At 33.8% G+C, this 20894-nt stretch carries 22 protein-coding genes; 7 read left to right on the top strand and 15 right to left on the bottom strand.

Annotation, left to right across the window (positions count from 1 at the left end):
- Window position 1: 1 nt before the first annotated feature.
- Window positions 2-397 carry an ExbD/TolR family protein gene (locus AABD74_RS02325; RefSeq protein ID WP_406844564.1) on the top strand — a complete coding sequence of 132 codons (396 nt, stop codon included), beginning with the start codon at window positions 2-4 and terminating at the stop codon, window positions 395-397.
- 371 nt (window positions 398-768) lie between these two features.
- On the opposite strand, the gene AABD74_RS02320 is transcribed toward AABD74_RS02325, so the two are convergent.
- The 3 genes from AABD74_RS02320 to AABD74_RS02310 form a co-directional block, all read right to left on the bottom strand.
- Window positions 769-1674 carry an energy transducer TonB gene (locus tag AABD74_RS02320; RefSeq protein WP_232680577.1) on the bottom strand — a complete coding sequence of 302 codons (906 nt, stop codon included), beginning with the start codon at window positions 1672-1674 and terminating at the stop codon, window positions 769-771.
- Window positions 1675-1984: 310 nt separating this feature from the next.
- On the bottom strand, window positions 1985-3211 hold the full coding sequence (locus AABD74_RS02315) for a Glu/Leu/Phe/Val dehydrogenase dimerization domain-containing protein (protein WP_406844563.1): 1227 nt from the start codon (window positions 3209-3211) through the stop codon (window positions 1985-1987).
- A gap of 142 nt (window positions 3212-3353) precedes the next feature.
- Window positions 3354-3929, bottom strand: a complete 576-nt coding sequence (locus AABD74_RS02310) for a chalcone isomerase family protein (protein ID WP_232680581.1) — start codon at window positions 3927-3929, stop codon at window positions 3354-3356.
- 479 nt (window positions 3930-4408) lie between these two features.
- Here AABD74_RS02310 and AABD74_RS02305 point away from each other — a divergent pair, with 479 nt between their 5' ends.
- The 5 genes from AABD74_RS02305 (at window position 4409) to AABD74_RS02285 (ending at window position 8603) form a co-directional block, all read left to right on the top strand.
- Complete coding sequence (locus AABD74_RS02305) at window positions 4409-5551, top strand: acyl-CoA dehydrogenase (RefSeq protein ID WP_232680582.1); 1143 nt, start codon at window positions 4409-4411, stop codon at window positions 5549-5551.
- A 144-nt stretch (window positions 5552-5695) separates the two neighbouring features.
- Window positions 5696-6667 (top strand): M20/M25/M40 family metallo-hydrolase, encoded by a 972-nt coding sequence (locus tag AABD74_RS02300; protein WP_232680584.1) that lies wholly within the window; start codon window positions 5696-5698, stop codon window positions 6665-6667.
- 35 nt (window positions 6668-6702) lie between these two features.
- Window positions 6703-7380 (top strand): SDR family oxidoreductase, encoded by a 678-nt coding sequence (locus tag AABD74_RS02295; protein WP_232680586.1) that lies wholly within the window; start codon window positions 6703-6705, stop codon window positions 7378-7380.
- Window positions 7381-7456: 76 nt separating this feature from the next.
- A complete protein-coding gene (locus AABD74_RS02290) occupies window positions 7457-8062 on the top strand; it encodes a SprT-like domain-containing protein (RefSeq protein WP_232680588.1) in 606 nt (201 codons plus the stop codon).
- 7 nt (window positions 8063-8069) lie between these two features.
- Complete coding sequence (locus AABD74_RS02285; RefSeq protein ID WP_406844562.1) at window positions 8070-8603, top strand: hypothetical protein; 534 nt, start codon at window positions 8070-8072, stop codon at window positions 8601-8603.
- Between the two features lie 70 nt (window positions 8604-8673).
- On the opposite strand, the gene AABD74_RS02280 is transcribed toward AABD74_RS02285, so the two are convergent.
- The 6 genes from AABD74_RS02280 to gcvP all read right to left on the bottom strand — a co-directional run bounded on the left by AABD74_RS02280 (window position 8674) and on the right by gcvP (window position 16232).
- Window positions 8674-9435, bottom strand: a complete 762-nt coding sequence (locus AABD74_RS02280) for an ABC transporter ATP-binding protein (protein ID WP_232680592.1) — start codon at window positions 9433-9435, stop codon at window positions 8674-8676.
- A complete protein-coding gene (locus tag AABD74_RS02275; protein WP_232680594.1) occupies window positions 9435-10181 on the bottom strand; it encodes an ABC transporter permease in 747 nt (248 codons plus the stop codon). The genes AABD74_RS02280 and AABD74_RS02275 overlap by 1 nt, the downstream gene beginning before the upstream one ends.
- 80 nt (window positions 10182-10261) lie before the next feature.
- Window positions 10262-11110 carry a glycosyltransferase family 2 protein gene (locus AABD74_RS02270; RefSeq protein ID WP_232680596.1) on the bottom strand — a complete coding sequence of 283 codons (849 nt, stop codon included), beginning with the start codon at window positions 11108-11110 and terminating at the stop codon, window positions 10262-10264.
- A gap of 86 nt (window positions 11111-11196) precedes the next feature.
- The gene (locus tag AABD74_RS02265; protein ID WP_232680598.1) at window positions 11197-11724 is read right to left on the bottom strand and encodes a methyltransferase; all 528 of its coding nucleotides are present in this window, start codon (window positions 11722-11724) and stop codon (window positions 11197-11199) included.
- 221 nt (window positions 11725-11945) lie between these two features.
- Window positions 11946-13004 (bottom strand): 3-oxoacyl-ACP synthase III family protein, encoded by a 1059-nt coding sequence (locus tag AABD74_RS02260; RefSeq protein WP_232680600.1) that lies wholly within the window; start codon window positions 13002-13004, stop codon window positions 11946-11948.
- Window positions 13005-13382: 378 nt separating this feature from the next.
- Window positions 13383-16232 (bottom strand): aminomethyl-transferring glycine dehydrogenase, encoded by a 2850-nt coding sequence (gene gcvP / locus AABD74_RS02255; RefSeq protein WP_406844561.1) that lies wholly within the window; start codon window positions 16230-16232, stop codon window positions 13383-13385.
- A 211-nt stretch (window positions 16233-16443) separates the two neighbouring features.
- On the opposite strand from gcvP, the gene AABD74_RS02250 reads away from it, so the two are divergent.
- Window positions 16444-17250, top strand: a complete 807-nt coding sequence (locus AABD74_RS02250; RefSeq protein WP_406844560.1) for a hypothetical protein — start codon at window positions 16444-16446, stop codon at window positions 17248-17250.
- Window positions 17251-17661: 411 nt separating this feature from the next.
- Here AABD74_RS02250 and AABD74_RS02245 read toward each other — a convergent pair whose 3' ends face one another.
- The 6 genes from AABD74_RS02245 to AABD74_RS02220 form a co-directional block, all read right to left on the bottom strand.
- The gene (locus AABD74_RS02245; RefSeq protein WP_406844559.1) at window positions 17662-18114 is read right to left on the bottom strand and encodes an SRPBCC family protein; all 453 of its coding nucleotides are present in this window, start codon (window positions 18112-18114) and stop codon (window positions 17662-17664) included.
- Between the two features lie 140 nt (window positions 18115-18254).
- The gene (locus tag AABD74_RS02240; RefSeq protein WP_406844558.1) at window positions 18255-19163 is read right to left on the bottom strand and encodes a TIGR01777 family oxidoreductase; all 909 of its coding nucleotides are present in this window, start codon (window positions 19161-19163) and stop codon (window positions 18255-18257) included.
- A 57-nt stretch (window positions 19164-19220) separates the two neighbouring features.
- Complete coding sequence (locus AABD74_RS02235; protein ID WP_232680610.1) at window positions 19221-19607, bottom strand: hypothetical protein; 387 nt, start codon at window positions 19605-19607, stop codon at window positions 19221-19223.
- A gap of 5 nt (window positions 19608-19612) precedes the next feature.
- Complete coding sequence (locus AABD74_RS02230) at window positions 19613-19972, bottom strand: hypothetical protein (RefSeq protein ID WP_232680612.1); 360 nt, start codon at window positions 19970-19972, stop codon at window positions 19613-19615.
- Window positions 19969-20250, bottom strand: coding sequence for a hypothetical protein (locus AABD74_RS02225; RefSeq protein ID WP_406844557.1), 282 nt, complete (start codon window positions 20248-20250; stop codon window positions 19969-19971). The genes AABD74_RS02230 and AABD74_RS02225 overlap by 4 nt, the downstream gene beginning before the upstream one ends.
- 56 nt (window positions 20251-20306) lie before the next feature.
- Window positions 20307-20810: a GbsR/MarR family transcriptional regulator gene (locus AABD74_RS02220; RefSeq protein ID WP_232680616.1), complete on the bottom strand. Its 504-nt coding sequence runs from the start codon at window positions 20808-20810 to the stop codon at window positions 20307-20309.
- Between the last annotated feature and the right edge of the window lie 84 nt (window positions 20811-20894).

Here is a 20894-nt window from a genome sequence, read left to right as displayed (position 1 = left end):
TATGTCTATCAAGAGAAAACGAAGATTTCATGCTGAAGTTGCGACTTCATCTTTAAGTGACATTATGTTTTTCCTGCTGTTGTTTTTCCTGATAATCTCAACACTTGCAAACCCAAATGTTATTAAGATGACGCTTCCTAAAGCGAAATCAAATGAAAAAACGAACAAGCAGTTAATAAGTTTATCTGTTACAGAAGACAAGCATTTTTATATCGACAAAAAGCCAGTTGTTTTTGAAGAACTAGAAAGCACTTTAATGAATAAAATTGGTGCAGATAAAAGCCAGACTGTCGTAGTTCGAATTCCTTTTAACCTGCAGGTTCAGGATTTAGTTGATGTTTTGCAGATAGGAGTAAAGAACAATTTGAAGTTTGTAATTGCAACGAGTCCGAAGTAAAATAATCATTAGGGCGTGACCACAATAAAAAAATGGGCAAATCAGCATAACGTTGATTCGCCCATTTTTTTATTCCGGCCGTCCCGATAGCTATCGGGAGCGCTACTTCGGTAGCCAGCTTCTATCCCTCACGCAAAACAACACAAATTTTACGCAACAATTTGTCATCCTGAGCGAAGTCGAAGGACACGCTAGAAGCTCGACAAAGATTGGCGGTTACCTTTGCAGAAATATTTTGTGTGTCCTTCGACTTCGCTCAGGATGACAAGCTAATCGTAAATTAGAATAAAGACAATAAAAAAGACTTTCTGAGATAATCAGAAAGCCTTTTTTATGAAAACAGATTTGTGTAAATCCGTGTAATTAGTGTTTTAATTCAAACTGAAATTATAAATAATTTTTCCAACTTGTTTAGAGGGAGCATCATTGTCAGATTCCCATTTCGTATTCATAGCCGCAATTCTAGCTTGGTCTAATAAACATTTTGCCGTATTGGTTGTTCCTTTTATTCCCGGAGTTGCACTTATTGTTTTTCCGTTTTGATCTACGCTAATTTCAACAACAACTTTTCCTTCTTCGTTACAAGTATATTTTGGTGCGGGTTTAGAAAGTGCTTTTCTTGTTCCTAGAGAATATCCCGTTCCTCCGCCAGAACCACCGCCGCTTCCGGCTCCGTAACCGCTTCCTGTACCAATTCCATTTCCGGTTCCGTTACCGCCTCCGGTTCCTCCGCCAGAACCTCCGGATCCGTAATAACCTTTAGAGTTTAAATCTCCTCCGGGTTTTCCTTTATTTCCTGCTGCTTTATCATCGCCGTCGCCGCCTTTTTTCGAGCCTTTTAAAATGCTTGACAAAGCATCGTTTGTAGAGTTTGAAACTTTTGGTTTTTCTGGAACAGGTTTTTGTATTGGTTTTTCAACCGGAACAGGTTTTTTAGGTTTTTCTTTTACAGGAATAACAACATCTGTTTCATCGGCTTTTGAATTTTCCTGAGAAATAATAGCCTCTTCTTCAACAGCTTTTGCCGGAGCTTGTTTTACTTCGTTTTTCACCTCCAGAACCTCGCTTTTATAATTGGCTCCGGAACCTAAATCACTGTCACCAAAATTTACCGTTACGCCGCCACCGCCACCGCCGCCATCTGCAAGTGCAACGTTATTTTCCGGATTGTATGGAGGCCAAAAACGTATAAAAAACAGCAATACAATGATTGCCGCATATATTGCAGTTGTGAGTAGTAATGATTTCTTTTTATCTGAAGAAATAGTGAAACTCATTGTAATTCTGAATTTTGAAATTGTATTAAATAAAAACGTTTAAAAGTACTAAAAATTGTTTAGAAGATTTTACGAGGCAATGTTTTTTGCACGCAGATTTGGCAGATTTAAGCAGATTTTTTCTTTTGATTTTTTAATCAAATAAATAAAAATTTAAATCTGCTCGAATCTGCTTAAATCTGTATAAAATCTGCGTTAAACATTTAAGGCAAAGCTTTGAAAATCATTTTAATCATTTTAATCTGTGGCAAAACAAAAAAACGAGCCAAATAGAAGTCTGGCTCGTTTATATATAAAGTATAAGATAAGATTACACTAATTGTTTCAATGCAATTTCGAATGCTGTTGCACTGATATTTGTTTTTGATGAATTTAAAGTGTGTGCTTTTACAATTGCATTTTTTATAATTTCAGAAGTATCGTTAAAAATTGCTTCATCTGTCATTTGAACTTTTTTCTCCATGAAATAAGCAAAAACTCTCGCCATTCCGCAGTTTGAAATAAAATCCGGGATTAAACTAACTTTATGATCTACTTCTTCCATAATAGAACCAAAGAAAATTTCTTTATCAGCAAAAGGAACATTCGCTCCGCAGGAAATAACCTCTAATCCGTTTGCGATTAAGCTGTCGATTTGGTTTTGAGTAACCAGTCTTGAAGCAGCGCAAGGCGTGAAAATTTCAGCACCAATTGTCCAGATCTTAGAATTGATTTCTTCAAACGGAATCATATTATCGGCAGCTAATTTATTTCCGTCTTTATTTAAAAACAACGTTCTGATTTCTTCAAAAGAAAAACCATCTTCTTTAATTAATCCGCCATCGCGATCAATAATTCCGATAACTTTCGCGCCCATTTCAGCTAAATAAAAAGCAGCTGCAGAACCTACGTTTCCAAAACCTTGTACAATTGCTTTTTTACCTTTAATGTCTCCGCCGTAAGTTGCGTAGAAATGACGAACCGCTTCGGCAACGCCATAACCCGTAATCATATCAGCAACAGTATATTTTCTTGTAACGTCTGGTGAGAATTTTGGGTTTTCGATAACCTTAATTACGCCCTGACGTAATTGACCAATTCTATTAATTTTATCCGCTTCTGTAGGTTTAAAATGTCCGTTGAAAACACCTTCCTGCGGATGCCAAACACCACATTCCTCTGTCATTGGGATTACTTCGTGAATTTCATCAACATTTAAATCTCCTCCAGTTCCGTAGTAACTTTTTAATAATGGAGAAACCGCTTTATACCAACGCTGTAAAACTCCTTTTTTGCGAGGGTCATTCGGGTCAAAATTTATTCCAGATTTAGCGCCGCCAATTGCCGGACCCGAAACAGAAAATTTAACTTCCATTGTTTTGGCAAGCGACAAAACTTCGTTCATGTCTAAGCCTTTTCTCATTCTTGTTCCTCCGCCGGCAGCTCCTCCGCGCAGCGAATTAATTACAGTCCATCCTTCAGCTTCTGTTTCAGAATCTTTCCAGTTAAAAACAATTTCAGGTGCTTTATTTTCAAATTGTTGTAATAAATCTTTCATTTTGTTGTGATATGTTTATTTTGTGTAAATGTATAAAATAGAATAATGCGAATAATGTATTTTGCATCAAATTTATTAAACAAAAAAGAAAAGCCGAAAACTATACGGTTTTCGGCTTTCTGAATATGTAAAATTTTAAGGATTATATTCCTAATAAGTGTTTTTTCAAAGTTTCGTCAACTGGTTTATTAGAAAGCCAAATGCCGAATAATGCTTTTTTGAAATCAAATCCCTGAACTTTTCCTTTCAAAACTTCATTCTTAAAAACATTGATAGTTTGATCAAGCGGATTATATGCCAAAATGAATACATCTTTTTCTGTAATGGCATCGCTTAAATACGTTTTGAATTGTTCGATTCTTGGGCGTAATTGTTCTAAGTTGCTTCCTGCAGATTTTTCGAAACCAACATTCATCGCTTTAGTTAATTTATTTGCTGAAACCATAGACGATGTAATTTCAATTCGAATTGCCATTTCGGTATCACTGTCAATAATAAACTGTGGATCCTGGCTTAATTGAGATAAATACAAAGCCTGTACATAAACTTCTAACCACATTTTTGATCTGCCGCCAGCGCCGTTAAGCTGTAAAGTTTTGTTTTGATAATCTATTTTTCTAGGAACAGTAACGCCGTTTACCTCTAAATGAGTCTGGGCAGAAACTGCTGAAAATTGTAAAGTTAAAAGGAGTGTAAGTACTAGTAAAATCTTTTTCATGCTCTGTCAATTATTTATTTTTAGGGCAAAAATAATGTTAATTTATTAATATAATCATCTTTTTTTGAAAGTTTTTTTTCTGCGTTTTTCGATTTTTTTTATTCTATTGCTTTAATAATCAAATTAGTAGTACTAGTTTTACGTAGATTTTCGCTCTTTATGATTTGTTTAATCTTTTCTGTGCAGGAAATGCCTTAAATTTTACTTTTATGAAGTTTTTAAATCACATTTTTCAATCTTGGATTTTAGAAAAAATGCTGCAAAATTATAGCCTGTTTGCTGCAAATTATAAATTATTACGAAAACGTTATCGTTATTCTTGCTGATCTATTAAATTTATATGCATGCATTGTAAAATCCGCATTTAAAAATTATCTTTGGGAGCCTTTTAAAAATAATTGGCTTTTCAAAAAAACAAATAAAAAACCACAAAAACTGAATTCTAAATTTGGTTTTGAAAAAACAATAAAATAAAAACTATGGATTTTAATCTTACCGAAGAACATTTAATGATTCAGCAAGCTGCAAGAGATTTTGCTCAAAATGAATTATTACCCGGAGTTATTGAACGCGATGAGAAACAAATTTTTCCAACCGAGCAGGTTAAAAAAATGGGTGAACTTGGGTTCATGGGAATGATGGTTGATCCAAAATATGGCGGAAGCGGACTTGATGCAATTTCGTATGTTATTGCTATGGAAGAAATTTCTAAAGTTGATGCTTCGGCTTCTGTAGTAATGTCTGTAAATAATTCTTTGGTTTGTTGGGGATTACAGGAATATGGAACTGAAGAACAAAAGCAAAAATATTTACCGGGTCTGGCTTCAGGTCAAATTCATGGTGCTTTTTGTTTAAGCGAACCAGAGGCAGGAAGTGATGCTACTTCGCAAAAAACAACTGCGATTGATATGGGCGATCATTATTTGGTAAACGGAACCAAAAACTGGATTACAAACGGAAACACAGCTTCTGTATATTTAGTAATTGCGCAAACACATCCTGAATTAAAACATAAAGGAATCAATGCTTTGATTATGACTAAAGATATGCCTGGTTTTTCTATTGGTCCAAAAGAGCAAAAAATGGGAATCCGCGGTTCTGATACGCACTCTTTAATGTTTAGTGATGTAAAAGTCCCGAAAGAAAACAGAATTGGTGAAGATGGTTTCGGATTTAAATTTGCTATGAAAACGCTTGCCGGAGGTAGAATTGGTATTGCATCTCAAGCATTAGGAATTGCTTCTGGAGCTTATGAACTGGCTTTAAAATATTCTAAAGAGCGTAAAGCTTTTGGAACTGAAATTTGTAATCATCAGGCAATTGCTTTTAAACTGGCAGATATGGCTGTAAATATTGAAGCAGCACGTCATTTATGTATGAAAGCGGCTTGGGATAAAGACCAGCACAAAAATTATGATGTGAGCGGCGCAATGGCAAAATTATTTGCTTCGCAGGTTGCAATGGATACTGCAGTTGAAGCTGTGCAGATTCACGGAGGAAATGGTTATGTTAAAGAATACCATGTAGAACGTTTAATGCGTGATGCAAAAATTACTCAGATTTACGAAGGAACTTCAGAGATTCAAAAAATCGTTATTTCAAGAGCAGTTATTGCCGGATAAACCCTTATTCTTTTCAAAATAAAAACAAAACCCTTTCAGCTTTTTGAGCTTCGAAAGGGTTTTTTCATATTTTTTCGTTACTTTTCAGAAAGTTTATTGTTTTAGAATAATGGCTTAATTTTCAATTTATTAAAATATCTTTTTATGAAAAAACTATACTTTCTTCTTCCGTTTGTTTTTATTGCCTGTAAAACAAGTACAACAGTTGTAAGTGAAAAAGAACTTAAATCAGAATCAGTAGAGATAACATATAAAGTGGAAGAATCTGATGTTTCAGATTTTTTAAAATATCTTTCTTCAGATGAATTAGAAGGACGTGAAACGGGAACAAAAGGGATAGAAAAAGCAGCAGTTTTTTTAGAAGATTTCTTTAAAAAGAATAATGTAAAACCTTATTTTGCTTCTTATCGAGATACCTTGACTAATTTTAAATCTCCGGCTTTTAATATTGTTGGGGTTCTTGAAGGAACAGATCCGGTTCTTAAAAATGAATATGTAGTTTTAAGCGCACACTACGATCATATTGGAGTTGAGAAAAAACAACAGCCGGATAAAATTTATAATGGTGCCAATGATGATGCTTCGGGAGTAACAGCTGTGGCGCAATTGGCAAAATATTTCAGTAAAACCCACTCCAATAAAAGAAGTATTCTTTTTGTGTTTTTTGCCGGAGAAGAAAAAGGTCTTTTGGGATCAAAAAGTATGGCTCCGAAATTGAAAGCAAAGAACTTTAATTTATACACACAATTAAATATCGAAATGATTGGAGTTCCTATGAAACGTGATTATCTGGCTTATATTACAGGTTTTGATAAATCGAATATGGCCGAAAAAATAAATGAATATACCGGAAAAAAGACAATTGGGTTTTTACCAAAAGAAGCCGAATATAAATTGTTTTACAGATCTGATAATTATTCGTTTTTTGAAGCTTTTGGGAAACCATGCCAATCGATAAGTACTTTTGATTTTGAAAATTTTGATTTTTATCACCACGTTTCAGACGAATTTAAAGTAATGGATATTCCGCACATGACGGCTTTTATACAGGAGTTTTTACCAGCAGTAACTAAAATAGCAACAACTCCAACAGAAGAAATTGTAATGAATAAATAACAGCTCATTATTTTGGTTTTACTTATTTTTGCTGCATGAAAAATATTATTGTTACCGGAACGAGTAGAGGAATTGGATATGAATTAGCATTGCAGTTTGCCAATGCCGGAAATCAGGTTTTAGCGATTTCTAGAAAAATTCCAAAAATACTTTTAGAACATCAAAACATAACCTGCTTATCAATTGATTTAGCCAATGAAACAGCTTTGCAGGAAGTAGAAAGTTTTCTTTCTTCAACCTGGAAAAAAGTCGATGCCATTGTGCATAATGCTGGAGCTTTACTGCTAAAACCTTTTGCAGAAACCACACAAGCTGATTTTGAAAGTATTTATAAAGTAAATGTTTTTGCTGTAGCGAATCTTACCAGAGTTTGTCTGCCGTATTTACAAAAAGGAAGTCATGTTGTAACTATAAGTTCGATGGGCGGCGTAAGAGGAAGTTTAAAATTTGCAGGATTAGCAGCTTACAGTTCAAGTAAAGGCGCTGTAATTACTTTAACCGAATTATTAGCGGAAGAATATAAAGAGAAAGGTATTTCATTTAATGTTTTAGCTTTGGGTTCTGTACAAACCGAAATGCTAAATGAAGCTTTCCCGGGGTATCAGGCTCCAATTTCTGCAGAGGGAATGGCAGCTTATATTTATGATTTTACTCTTAACGGAAATAAATATTTTAATGGAAAAGTACTTGAAGTTTCATCAACCAACCCGTAATTGAATTCCAATTTTGAAATTCCAAATTCCAATTGAAAAACAACTCATAACTCATACTTTATAATTCATAATTATTTTGAGCGATACATTAGCAAAATACATTCCTGAACATGCAGTAAAGCCTGTTTTTGATTTGATTGTAGCCAATCAGGTTCATCTGAAGATTGTAAATGAGCGTCAGACGCGTCATGGCGATTATAGGAGAGGACTGAGCGGTAAACATGAAATTACCGTTAATGCGAGTTTAAATAAGTACCGATTTTTGATTACGCTTATTCATGAGATTTCTCATTTAGTTGCTTTTGAGAAATTTGGGCGAAATATTAAACCGCATGGAAATGAATGGAAATATTCTTTTCAGCGTTTAATGGTGCCGTTTATACGACCGGAAATATTTCCGAGTCATTTGCTGCCTTTATTGGCGCGACACTTCAAAAATCCTTCGGCAAGCAGTGATACAGACACCACTTTATCTTTGGCACTAAAACAATATGATTTGACCAATGATAAAAATTATGTTTTTGAAATTCCCTACGGAAGTGTTTTCCGAATTAAAAACGGAAAAATATTCAAGAAAATAGCCGTTAGAACCAAACGTTTTGAATGTCTCGAAATAAGTTCAGGAAAGACCTATCTTTTTAATCCAAATGCAGAAGTGGAGCTTTTGCCAATAAAAAATTAAATACATAATGAATAAAATAGTACTGAGTCATAATTTCGAATTTAAACAAAAAGCAATACTCTTAGTTCCAACTTCTGTTTTCTTGTATTTTTCTTATATCGGCTGGCAAACATTTTTTAATCATAAAATAGAAGAATTAAATTATGTCTTTTTTATTATGTTATTTATTTTCTCAGTTTTAGGGATGTCCTTATTTGCTCTTACTTTTTCTAAAGTCGGTTTTAAAATTCATAATAATGAGCTTTATAGAACTTTATCTTTTTTTAATTTTGATTTTTATTCAAAAAAGATAAACCCAAAAAAGAATGAAATATTTTCTATTTTATATAAAAAGGTATCTCAGCGAAACGAATATCTAAGTGCAGGTGGAGCTGATGTGAGTTACGAATTTGCAATTCAGGATTTTATTTTATTGAATGAAAACCATTTAGAAAAACAATCCATAATTAAATTGAATTCTCAAAAATACTCAGATCAATTAAAATTGTTTTTAGAAGAATCCGGACAGTTGAAATTTGAAATCTATTCGCCTAGATTCTAAAAAGAAATTCCAAATTCCAATCTTAGTAAAAATTGGAATTTGGAATTTTTTATTGAAAATTTAAAAGGTTTTAGCCTTTCAAATAAGCTTCACGAACTTTTTTAAACAGGTTTGAAGAGTAAACAAATTTGACAATATCTTTATTGTCGGTTATAAATATTTCTTCTTTAGTTCCCTGCCACGCTTTTATTCCCTTTTTTAAGAAAACAATATTCTCGCCAATTTCCATTACAGAGTTCATATCGTGCGTATTAATTACGGTTGTGATATTATATTCTTCTGTAATTTCTTTAATCAAATTATCGATCAAAGTTGAAGTATTTGGATCTAAACCAGAGTTTGGTTCATCACAAAACAAATATTTAGGATTGTTTACAATCGCACGGGCAATCGCCACACGCTTTTGCATACCACCAGAAATTTCAGAAGGCAGTTTTTTATGTGCATCAACAAGATTAACCCTTTCTAAAACAAAATCAACGCGTTCCTGAATTTTAGCTTTGTTATCATTTGTAAACATCTTTAGAGGAAAAGCGACGTTTTCTTCAACAGTCATCGAGTCAAATAAGGCACTTCCTTGGAAAACCATTCCAATTTCAGTTCTTAATTCTCTTTTTTCGTCCGGATCTAATTCAGAGTAAACCCTTCCGTCAAATTCAATTGCTCCTGAATCTGGAGAATGAATTCCTAACAGCGTTTTTAATAGAACGGTTTTTCCAGATCCACTTTGTCCAATAATAAGGTTTGTTTTTCCAGTTTCAAAAACCGTCGAAACACCTTTTAAAACTTTGCTGTCACCAAATGATTTTTCTATGTTTTTTACTTCGATCATTATCCTAATAATAATTGAGTTAATATATAATTAAAGAGAATAATACAAACAGATGTCCATACAAAGGATACTGTACTTGCTTTACCCACTTCTAGCGCTCCGCCTTTCATGTAATATCCATGAAAAGATGGAATTGTAGCTAATAACATTGCAAAAATTAAAGTTTTAATGAAGGCATATGTAATATGAAAAGGAATAAACTCCATTTGAGCACCTTGAATAAAGTCCTGACTAGTCGAAAATCCGCCGTATGCACAAGCAAGCCATCCGCCAAAAATACCCAAAAACATACTAATCCCAATTACAAAAGGATACATTAATAAAGCTATTATTTTTGGAAAAACAAGATAATTTAATGAATTAACACCCATAACTTCTAAAGCATCAATTTGTTCTGTAACACGCATTGTCCCGATACTTGAAGTAATGTAAGATCCCATTTTTCCGGCCATAATTACCGAAATAAAGGTAGGGGCAAACTCCAGTATTACAGATTGACGTGTAGCAAAACCAATTAAATATTTTGGAATTAATGGATTAGTTAAGTTTAATGCCGTTTGGATGGCAACAACTCCTCCAATAAAAAAAGATATAAAGCAAACGATTCCAAGAGAGTCAATAATTAAATCATCAATTTCTTTGAAAATTAGATTTCTCATAACAGGCCACTTAGTCTGTTTATTGAAAATTTCTTTAAGCATTAAAAAATATCTTCCTATTTGGGATAAATAACGAACTAGCATCATAAGTTTTACAAATATTGGCTAAATTAAGGATTAGTTTACAGTTTACCGTTTCACTTTAGAGTTTTTTAAGTTTTAAAAAACTAGAAAAGCTTTTGCTTCATTTTTTGTAAACGATAATTTCTAATAAATTTAGCTTGTTCAGGGGTAACTAATAAAGGAGTTTTTGCTTTTTTTGCTTTTAAAAACCCTTTTATATAATCTAAAAAAAGGAAAGGTTTTTTCTTCATCATTGCCAGCTTTGCCGAAGCAATTGCTGTGATCCAAAAACCATAACCTAAAGTATAAAAAGCTTCGCCTTGTTTATAACGAGCTGTTTTGTTGTAATTGGCACCTGTTGGTTTTAAGTGTTTTACATGTAAAGATTCGTCGGTAACAATTTTCCAATCATAATATTTACACAACAATTCATCTACAGTATCCCAGCCCATTGCAGGTTTTAAACCGCCAATTTGCTGAAAAGTTTCCTTGCGGTACGCTTTTAAAGCTCCGCGAATATGGTCTTTATCTGTTAGATTTTCAAGAACCCATTCGCCGTTTTTGTCTATATAACAAAATCCGCCAGCCATTCCGATTTTAGGATCAGATTCGAAATGTTTAATTATAGTTTCAAAATAATTAGGAGGAAAAATTAAATCGCCGTCTATCTTTACCATAATATCATAATCAGAATCCAGTGTTTCAAAACCTTTTTGAAAAGCCTGAATTACTTTGCTTCCCGGTAAATGAATCGCATCTGAAGTTTTATTGACAACAGAAATATATGGATTATCTTTTGCAAAACTTAATACAACTTCTTCTGTTTTATCTGTCGAATTGTCGTTTACGACTACAACTTTAGCAGGCAGAACAGTTTGAGTAACCAGAGATTGTAAAGTCAGGCCAATTAAATCTTGCTCGTTGTGCGCGGGAATGACGATATAGTACTTCATGTGAAAAATTTTAGATTTTAGATTTTAGATTTTAGATTGTTTGGAGTGGTCTAAAATCAAAAATCAAAAATCGTTAATCTGCAATCTTAGTTCTTAACTTTTTCAGCAACAACAAGATAATATCTTGGAGTGAAATATCTTAATAAGGGTCTTAATCCGAACTTTTTTACCGGGTGCGTAAATTGCAGACGGTCTGTTATTTTCCAGCCTGTTTTTTCTAAAAGCCAGTCTAACTGCCAGTCTTCAAATTCATGATAATGTCTGTCCCACATATCAGTTTTAGAACGATACGCCGGTGAAAACCATAGACGTAATGGAATCGAAATTAATAATTTGTCACATTTTACGTTTTGTAAAATTGTGTATGGATTTAGCAAATGTTCGAAAATTTCAAATGCCGTAAAAACAGTATATTCTTCCGTTTGCAGCGCCCTTTGGTCGTTGTCTAAATCTTCGCCTTTTGTATTTTTTACAGTATAACCATTTTCTTCCATTATTTTAGAAAACGGATTTGGTACACCAAAATCAAAAATGGTTTCTGATGTGCTAACGTGCTTTTGTAAAAACTCTAAGGTAAGTTTGAATCTTTTATTCGGAAATGTTTTTTCGTACATAGTTATTGCGAGGAACGAAACAAGCTCTCGTTCTTGATTTTAATTAGGTCGCAAATATACTAAAAAAGTATTCAGTGTTCAGTTTTTAGTGAACAGTGTAGTTATTAGATTTGCAGTGTTCAGATTTTATTTAGTGTAATTAGTTACTCCTTTTTAGACAGAGATTAAATTCTGCGTAAAATACGGCTGAATACTAAAAACTGAACACTGATTACTATAAATTAATATCGGTAAACAAAAGCATTAATGTTCATTCCCGCTCCAACTGAAGCAAAGATGATGACGTCGCCTTTCTTGATTTCGTGGTTTTCAATTTTTCCCTGAAGAATCAAATCATATAATGTAGGAACCGTTGCAACGCTGCTGTTTCCTAGATCGTGAATGCTCATTGGCATAATATCTTTAGGAGCCGTTTTATCGTATAATTTGTAGAAACGTTCAATAATAGCTTCGTCCATTTTTTCATTTGCCTGATGAATCAGGATTTTTTTTACATCGTCGATAGCGATTCCGCTTTGGTCTAAACAGCTTTTCATCGCGCACGGAACATTGCTTAAGGCAAACTCGTAGATTTTACGTCCGTACATTTTGATGTATTTAATATCCGGATCTAAATCTGGATTGTATGATTTTCCGAAGTACAGATAATTAGCTTCATCATTCGCATAAGTAGCACTTTCATAAGATAAAAGACCAGATTCATCAGTTGAAGCTTCTAAGATAGAAACTCCGGCTCCATCAGAATAAATCATCGAATCACGATCGTGATCGTCAACAACTCTTGAAAGCGTTTCAGCACCAATTACCATAACTCTTTTTGCCATTCCGGATTTGATAAAAGCGTTTGCTTGTAAAACACCTTCAATCCAGCCCGGACATCCAAAAAGAATATCGTAAGCTACACATTTAGGATTCTTGATGCCTAGTTTGTTTTTAACACGTGTTGCTAAACTTGGTAAAATGTCCGTTTGATGCGTTCCGGTTTTTACATCGCCAAAGTTGTGGGCAAAAATAATGTAGTCTAAAGTTTCGGCATCAATTTTTGCATTTGCAATTGCTTTTTCGGCTGCAAAAAAGGCTAAATCTGATGCTGTATATTGTGGTTCGGCGTATCGACGATTTTCAATTCCGGTAATGCCTTTAAATTTTTTAATAACAACTTCATTCGGATAACCAAAAGGAGTTCCGTCCTCATTTAAAAAAATATGCTTATCAAAATCTGTATTTTTAATTTCTAAATTAGGAATATAACTCCCAATACCAATAATTTTTATTTTCATTTTTCCCTTAATTATCCAATAAATTTCATGCTAAAGTATAAATAAAAATATGATAACTATCATAAAAAATACTATGCATGCATATAATTATGGAATAACAATTTTTTGGATGATATAATGGTTATTTTCTAATGATTTTTTAATTTTTCCGAGATTTCAAACGATTGAAGTGAAAGTGGAAGGAAAAGTTTTTTGTTTCAGGTTTTAAATTTTTTGTTTCAAGTTTCAAGTTTCAGGTTTTTTATGGAGATTTAAAAAAGTTTCAAGTTTCAGGTTTCACGTTAGTTTGGAACTTGAAACCTGAAACTTGAAACAAAAACAAAACCCGACAGGTTTTTAAAATCTGTCGGGTTTGAATATTTATAAGAAAACTAAATTTTAGCTTTCCATGTAAGCTTCAATAGGAGCACAGCTGCAAACTAAGTTTCTGTCACCGTATGCGTCATCTACACGACGAACTGATGGCCAGAATTTATTTTCAGCAATATACTCTAATGGGTAAGCCGCTTTTTCTCTAGTATAAGGGAAATCCCAAGTATCTGTAGTTAACATTGCCAATGTGTGCGGTGCATTTTTCAATACATTGTTTTTGTCATCAGCCGTTGACGCTTCGATTTCTTTTCTGATTGAGATAAGAGCATCACAAAAACGATCTAATTCTGCTAAATCTTCAGATTCAGTTGGTTCAATCATTAAAGTTCCCGCTACAGGGAAAGAAACCGTTGGAGCGTGGAAACCGTAATCCATTAAACGTTTTGCGATATCACCCACTTCAATTCCGTTTTCTTTAAATGAACGACAATCTAAAATCATTTCGTGAGCTGCTCTTCCGCATTCTCCCGTATAAAGAATTGGGTAGTGTCCTTCGAAACGAGATTTCATATAGTTAGCATTCAAAATAGCGTGCTCTGTAGCGCTTTTTAATCCTTCAGCACCCATCATGGTAATGTAACCGTAAGAGATTAAACAAACTAAAGCTGATCCGTAAGGTGCGGATGAAATTGCTGTAATAGCTTGTTCACCACCTACTTTTAAGATTGGGTTTGTTGGCAAGAACGGAACTAATTTTTCGTTCACACAAATAGGTCCAACTCCAGGTCCGCCGCCGCCGTGAGGAATAGCAAATGTTTTGTGTAAGTTCAAGTGACAAACGTCAGCGCCAATTGTAGCAGGATTTGTTAATCCAACTTGTGCGTTCATGTTTGCACCATCCATATATACTAATCCGCCATTTTCGTGGATTAATTTTGTGATTTCAATAATCGAAGATTCATAAACTCCGTGAGTCGAAGGATACGTTACCATTAAGCAAGATAAATCATCTTTATGCTCAATCGCTTTTTCTCTTAAATCTTCTACGTCAATATTTCCTTCCGGAGTAGTTTTAGTAACAATGATTTTCATTCCGGCCATCGCTGCAGAAGCAGGATTTGTTCCGTGAGCCGATGATGGAATTAAACATACATTACGGTGGCCTTCGTTTCTTGACATATGGTAAGCACGAATAGCCATTAAACCTGCATATTCTCCTTGAGCTCCTGAGTTTGGCTGTAATGTAGTTCCGGCAAATCCGGTAATTACATTTAATTGCTGCTCTAATTTTTTAAGCATTGTGATATAACCTTCCGCTTGCTCTACTGGTGCAAAAGGGTGAATGCTGTTCCAGTTTGGCATTGACAGCGGTAACATTTCTGAAGCCGCGTTTAATTTCATCGTACAAGAACCTAATGAAATCATCGAATGATTCAACGATAAATCTTTGCGCTCTAACTTTTTGATGTAACGCATTAACTGACTTTCTGAATGATGATTGTTGAATACATCATGCGTTAAGAAAGAAGACGTTCTTTCTAATGAAGCCGGTAATTGACTTGCAGTTGCTAATTCAGAAACGGTAAAAGTTTCTTTTCCTAAAGCTTCAGCAAAAATGGCAATAATTTGGTTGATGTCTGCAATTGAAGTCGTTTCGTTGAACGAAATAGAAATCGTATCAGCATCAGGATAAAAGAAGTTTACTTCATTTTTCTCAGCAATTGCTTTTACTTTTTGAGCATCTGCTTTTACTAAAATAGTATCAAAGTAAGCTGTGTTAGTTTGAAAAACTCCCAATTTATTTAAAGCTTCAGCAGTAGTAACCGCCGATGCATGAACTTTGTTTGCAATATATTGTAATCCTTTTGGTCCATGGTAAACCGCATACATTCCGGCCATAACTGCTAATAAAACCTGAGCAGTACAGATGTTTGAAGTTGCTTTTTCACGTTTAATGTGCTGCTCACGAGTTCCTAAAGCCATACGTAAAGCACGGTTTCCATTCGTATCAATCGAAACTCCAATGATACGACCTGGCATAGAGCGTTTATATTCGTCTTTAGTTGCAAAGTAAGCAGCGTGAGGACCGCCATAACCCATTGGTACACCAAAACGCTGTGTAGTTCCAACTACTACTGCAGCTCCCATTTCTCCCGGAGAAGTTAAAGCAGCAAGTGATAAAATATCAGCAGCAAAGGCAACTTTAATTTCATTTTCTTTTGCTTTAGCAACAAAAGCACTATAATCGTTTACCTGACCATATTTTCCCGGATATTGTAAAATAGCTCCGAAAAACTCAGTTGAAAAATCAAAAGTTTCGTGGTTTCCAATAACTAATTCAATTCCAATAGGAGTTGAACGTGTTTGCAGTACAGATAAAGTTTGTGGTAAAATTTCTTCAGAAACGAAGAATTTGTTTGTATTGTTTTTCTTTTGGTCGCGTGTACGAACATCAAAAAGTAAAGCCATAGCTTCTGCAGCAGCAGTTCCTTCATCAAGTAAAGAAGCATTTGCAATTTCCATTCCTGTCAATTCAATAACTGTAGTCTGGAAATTTAAAATTGCTTCAAGACGACCTTGAGCAATTTCTGCCTGATAAGGCGTGTAAGCTGTATACCATCCCGGGTTTTCGAAGATATTTCTTTGAATTGGGGCTGGAACGATAGTTGGATGATAACCCAAACCAATATAAGATTTGAATACTTTATTTTTCTTTCCTAATTCCTGAATATGATTTGCGAATTCGTATTCTGTCATTGCAGGATCCAAATTCAAAGGAGCTTTTAAACGAATATCGTCCGGAAGGGTTTCATAAACAAGTTGTTCGATCGAGTCAACACCAATGGTTTGTAACATGTGTTGAAGATCTGTTTCTCTTGGACCAATGTGTCTTAAAGCAAAAGCATCTGTTTTCATCTGTAGCAGTCTATTTTTTAAAGATCAAAAGTAATTTGCCGAGTGTTTCTATACGATTTCACAAGGTTTATTACAATTTATAGTAAATGTGTTGTTTTTTTGTGGCGCAAAATTAAGTATTATTAATAATTTAATGGGTATTTTTAACTTCAATTTTTATCAAATTTATAACTAAAGAGTTGATTTGTTACCAATTGATTAGATTTGAGGTATGAAACTTCTAAAACAAATATTAGATTTTTATTTAAACAGCAGTATTCACGTGGCTTTATCGTGTTATGCTTTGGTTCGTATTACTTTTCATTTCTTTCATATTCAGTATGATGAACCAATGGCTTTGTTTGTTTTTTTCGGAACAATTGTAGGGTATAATTTTGTAAAATACGATGCTTTAGTTCGGGTGAAAAGAAAACCGGTTGGGATTCAACTCAAAATCATCGCGGTTTTAAGTTTTCTTTCGGTGATTTTAGTTGGCTATTATTTTTTCCATTTAAAGCGAATTACCCAAATTGTTTCGGTTGTAATTTTTGCTATAACGACACTTTATACTTTACCGTTTTTTCCAAATAGAAAAAATGCCCGAAACTGGGCTGGAGTAAAAATTTATATTGTAGCACTTTGCTGGGTAGGAGCGACTTTGGTTTTACCTTATATAAATGCCGAAATTCCGTTTACAGCCGACTTTTTTATAAAATGTATCCAGCGTTTTGTTTTAGTTTTTGTACTGATTTTAGTTTTTGAAATTCTGGATTTAGCAAATGACGACCCGCATTTGCAAACCGTTCCGCAGACAATTGGTGTAAAACGAACCAAGATTTTAGGATTCTCGCTTTTAGTTCCGTTTTGGGTTTTAGGAATTTTGTCTTTTACGCTTCACGATCTTATTATCAACCTCATTATGGTTGTGACTTTAATGCTTTTTATCTTTTTTGCTAATACAAACCGATCTCGATATTATACTTCTTTTTGGGTCGAAAGTGTTCCTATATTTTGGTGGCTAATGATCGCGTTTTTATAAAATACGTAAAAGTTTCTAAATAATTTGGGCGTGTCCCTCCGGGTCGGGCTATCCGCTCCAAGTCCTCGCACTTCCTTCGTCAGGCTGTGGGCTATCCGCTTCTATCCCTCACGCAAACCGTAAAACGAGAAAATTTATTTTAAAAATATCTTGAGAGAATATAAGATATTAACATTACCAATGGTTGAAACCATTGGGAGGCTTTCTTTACATAACGTTTCCCGCGGTTGAAACCGCGGGCTATGTTTAAATTGTAGGGTTTGAAAAATAAATTTTGATTTAATTGCCTCCAGCTTTAGCTGGAGGTAAAAATGAGTCTCCTAACAAGGGCTTTAGCCAAAAGATAAAGTTTGGCTAAAGCCAGGAATATTTAATCCTACTTGCCCTCCAGCTAAAGCTGGGGGCAATTTATTATTTCTTTTCTGAAACTTCTTTCAAAACCTTATTTCTTTCCAAAAGAAAATTGGTAAGATGTTTTTCTAAAAATAAAATATCGAAAAATTCCCCAAATATTCCAAATGGAGTTTCATATTGTAATACATCTTTCATGATCGTTACACCATTTTCTTCCTCAAAAATATGTTCATGTCTGAAAGATTTGAATCTTCCTTCCTCCATTTCATCCACAAAATAATCATAAAAATCCATTACAGGAATTCGGGTTTTGTGTGTGAGATAAAACCCGAAATGTTTACCGCGCCAGGTTACCGTTTCGTTTAAATTTATTAAGCCTGATGTTACGCCGGCAATCGCTTTTTCTTTTGAAGGACTCGCAGATTGCTGGTGAATATCGATATTTCTTGAAGCATCAAAAACGATTTGTTTTGACGCTTTTATTTTTGTTGTGAGGTGTATTGTTGTCATGATTTAGTTTAGTTTTCCGCATTTTTGTCATCCCGAGGAACGAGGGATCACACTAGAAACTCCACAATGTATATCGACAATTCTTTGTCGAGCTTCGTGTGTGATCCTTCCTCCGTCAGCATGACAAGAAATACGTAGTTTTAGTGTAATAAATTTTTAAAAGCATTATCAATATCTCCAAATTTAAATTGAAATCCATTTTCCAAAAGCCTTGTCGGAATCACATTTCTACTTTTCAAAATTAATTCAGGTTCTGTACGAATAAAGAAAGCACCAATTTCAAGAAAGAATTTATTCATCGGAATTCCGAACGGAAAATCAACTGCTTTTCTCAGTTTCTGCATAAAATCAGTATTTCGAATAGGTTCGGGAGAAACAATATTTATAACGCCTGTAATTTCTTTTTGAATAACAATATCAATTGCATTCGCAAAATCTTCTTCATGAATCCAGCTTACAAACTGATTTCCTTCTCCTTGTTTTCCTCCGAAACCAATTTTAGCCAAAGTTTTCAACGGAATTAAAGCACCTCCATTTTTTCCTAAAACAATAGAAGTCCGCAAAGCCGTTTTTAACGTATTTGGAGTTTCGGTTTTAAAAAATGCTTTTTCCCATGAAAGTGCCACATTTATAGAAAAGTCATTCCCAATTTCGCCATCGATTTCACCCATTTGTTTGTCTAAAGAAAAACGATAAATAGTTGCGGTAGATGAATTCAACCAATGTTTAGGTGGATTTTGACAATTTAAAACTGCTTTATTTAAAATCTTGGTACTTTCAATTCTAGACCAAAGAATTTCTTTTTTATTCTCTTTGGTATAACGGCAATCAACAGATTTTCCGGCGAGATTGATTAAAACTGAAGCATTTTCCAATTCCTTTTCCCAGCCCGAAAAAGTTCTGGCGTTCCAGTTTACATATTTAATTCCATCAATTGTCTGCGATTTTCTTCGGGTCAGAATTACAATTTCTTCAAATTTATCTCTGAAATGATTGACTAAAACTTGTCCGAGAAAACCAGTTCCTGCCGCGATTATGAGTTTTTTCATTTGTTGTCGAGTATTAAACCTAACAGGTTTTTAAAACCTGTTAGGTTTCGTTCTGTGTTATGCTTTAAAGACTAATCTTTCTTCTCTTTGAGCTTCTTTAGCTTTACGTTTTCCTCTAAAAAAGAAATACAAATTGAAGAATAACATGATACCAAGATAAATAGAAAACCCGCCAATTTTATAACTTAAGTTTTCAATTAATTCCTGATAACTGTCTCGATATAACTGCATTTCTAAAATCATTAAGGCAAAGCCAATATTTAAAAGATAGAATCCGGTTTCAAAAAGTCTGTTGGTTGCCTCTGCAATTTCTTCCCGGCCTTTAAAGATGTCAAGCATAAAGATTTTTCCGTTTTTAAAAAGTGTTTTAGAAACGTAATAAGTTAAAAATAAAGCGACTGGCAAATAAATACTGTAACCGATTAAGATTTTTGTAGTTTCCATAATATTTAGTTTTTGTTGTTATTAATTAGTTTTTGAATGTATTTAGTTATAATTAAAATGTTGAGGTAATGCAGAACTGAGATAATAAAAATTATGACAGCTGTTTTTATACAGATTGTTTCAATCAATTGTGTTGATGAAATAATTTTTTGCCAGGAAATTAAAGTCATGGTACAATAACCAATGTTTAAGAGATAATATCCCAAAAGCAAAACCTGATTGATTTTTTGGCAGAGGTCAGCATGATTTGGAATTAGATCAGCAACATAAATATTTCCATTTTTGCAGCAGATTTTTCCAACTTTTAGAATGATGAAAGTCGTAATTCCTAAGTAGATTAAATATCCAATAATGTTGAGGTTCATGATTTCTTTTTTTGATTGTAAATAATAAACGTAAGGAAGAATATTAATGAAATTGGCAACAAGAAAAGCCAGTTAAATTCTCCATTCCAGATCAGGAAGAAAATAATTACCAAACCAAAATAAATATAGATCAGTTTGTTTTTCGGAAATAGTATTAGAAATAAAATCGCAGCCAAAACTTGCAGTACTCCTGTAATTGCTATTCCGTATGCTCCAAGTAGCAAGAATAATAATGCACAAATATTAATAATTTCTAAAACTTTGGAAGTTGTTTTCATAACTATTTGTTATTTTTAAACTTTCAGAAAAAAATGAAAGTTTTGGTTAAATTTTTTTACTTCATCATTTTTATAACTAATTTCCCTAACCAGTTTTCATTGAATTCAGTCATTTTGTCCAGCATATTATCTGCCTTTAAAACGAAATCGTATAATTTGGAAGTTTGGTCAACAAAGTGTTTTTCTTCTGCTGAATCTTTTGCTTCGATTGTCGAAACTTCTTTTAATATTTTAAGAGCCGGTTTAATTTCTCGTTTGCTTCTTTCTCTGGAAATTTTTGCGGCTAATTCGTCTAAATCTTTTTCGGCAGTAAAGAATTCTTTTCTTTCTCCGGCTTTAAATTCTTTATAAACAATTCCCCAATCCATTAAAGCTCTTAGGTTCATGCTGGCATTGCCGCGCGAAATCTGTAATTCTTCCATAATGTCCTCCATAGAAACAGCTTCGTTTGAGACCATTAATAAAGCGTGGATTTGTGCCATCGTTTTATTAATTCCCCATTGTGAGCCTAATGCCCCCCAGGTTTGTACAAACTTATTTTTTGCTTCTTTGAATTCCATGGATCAAATGTAAGTAAAAGTTTTTAAACTTTCAAAAATAATTGAAAGTTTGTTTTCAAGTTGTTTTATTCAAAATGGTTTTTG

This window comes from Flavobacterium soyae, from assembly GCF_045348165.1.
Classification (GTDB): Bacteria; Bacteroidota; Bacteroidia; order Flavobacteriales; family Flavobacteriaceae; genus Flavobacterium; species Flavobacterium soyae.
The sequence above is the reverse complement of the archived record's forward strand: the minus strand, read 5'-3'. Positions and strand labels throughout refer to the sequence as shown.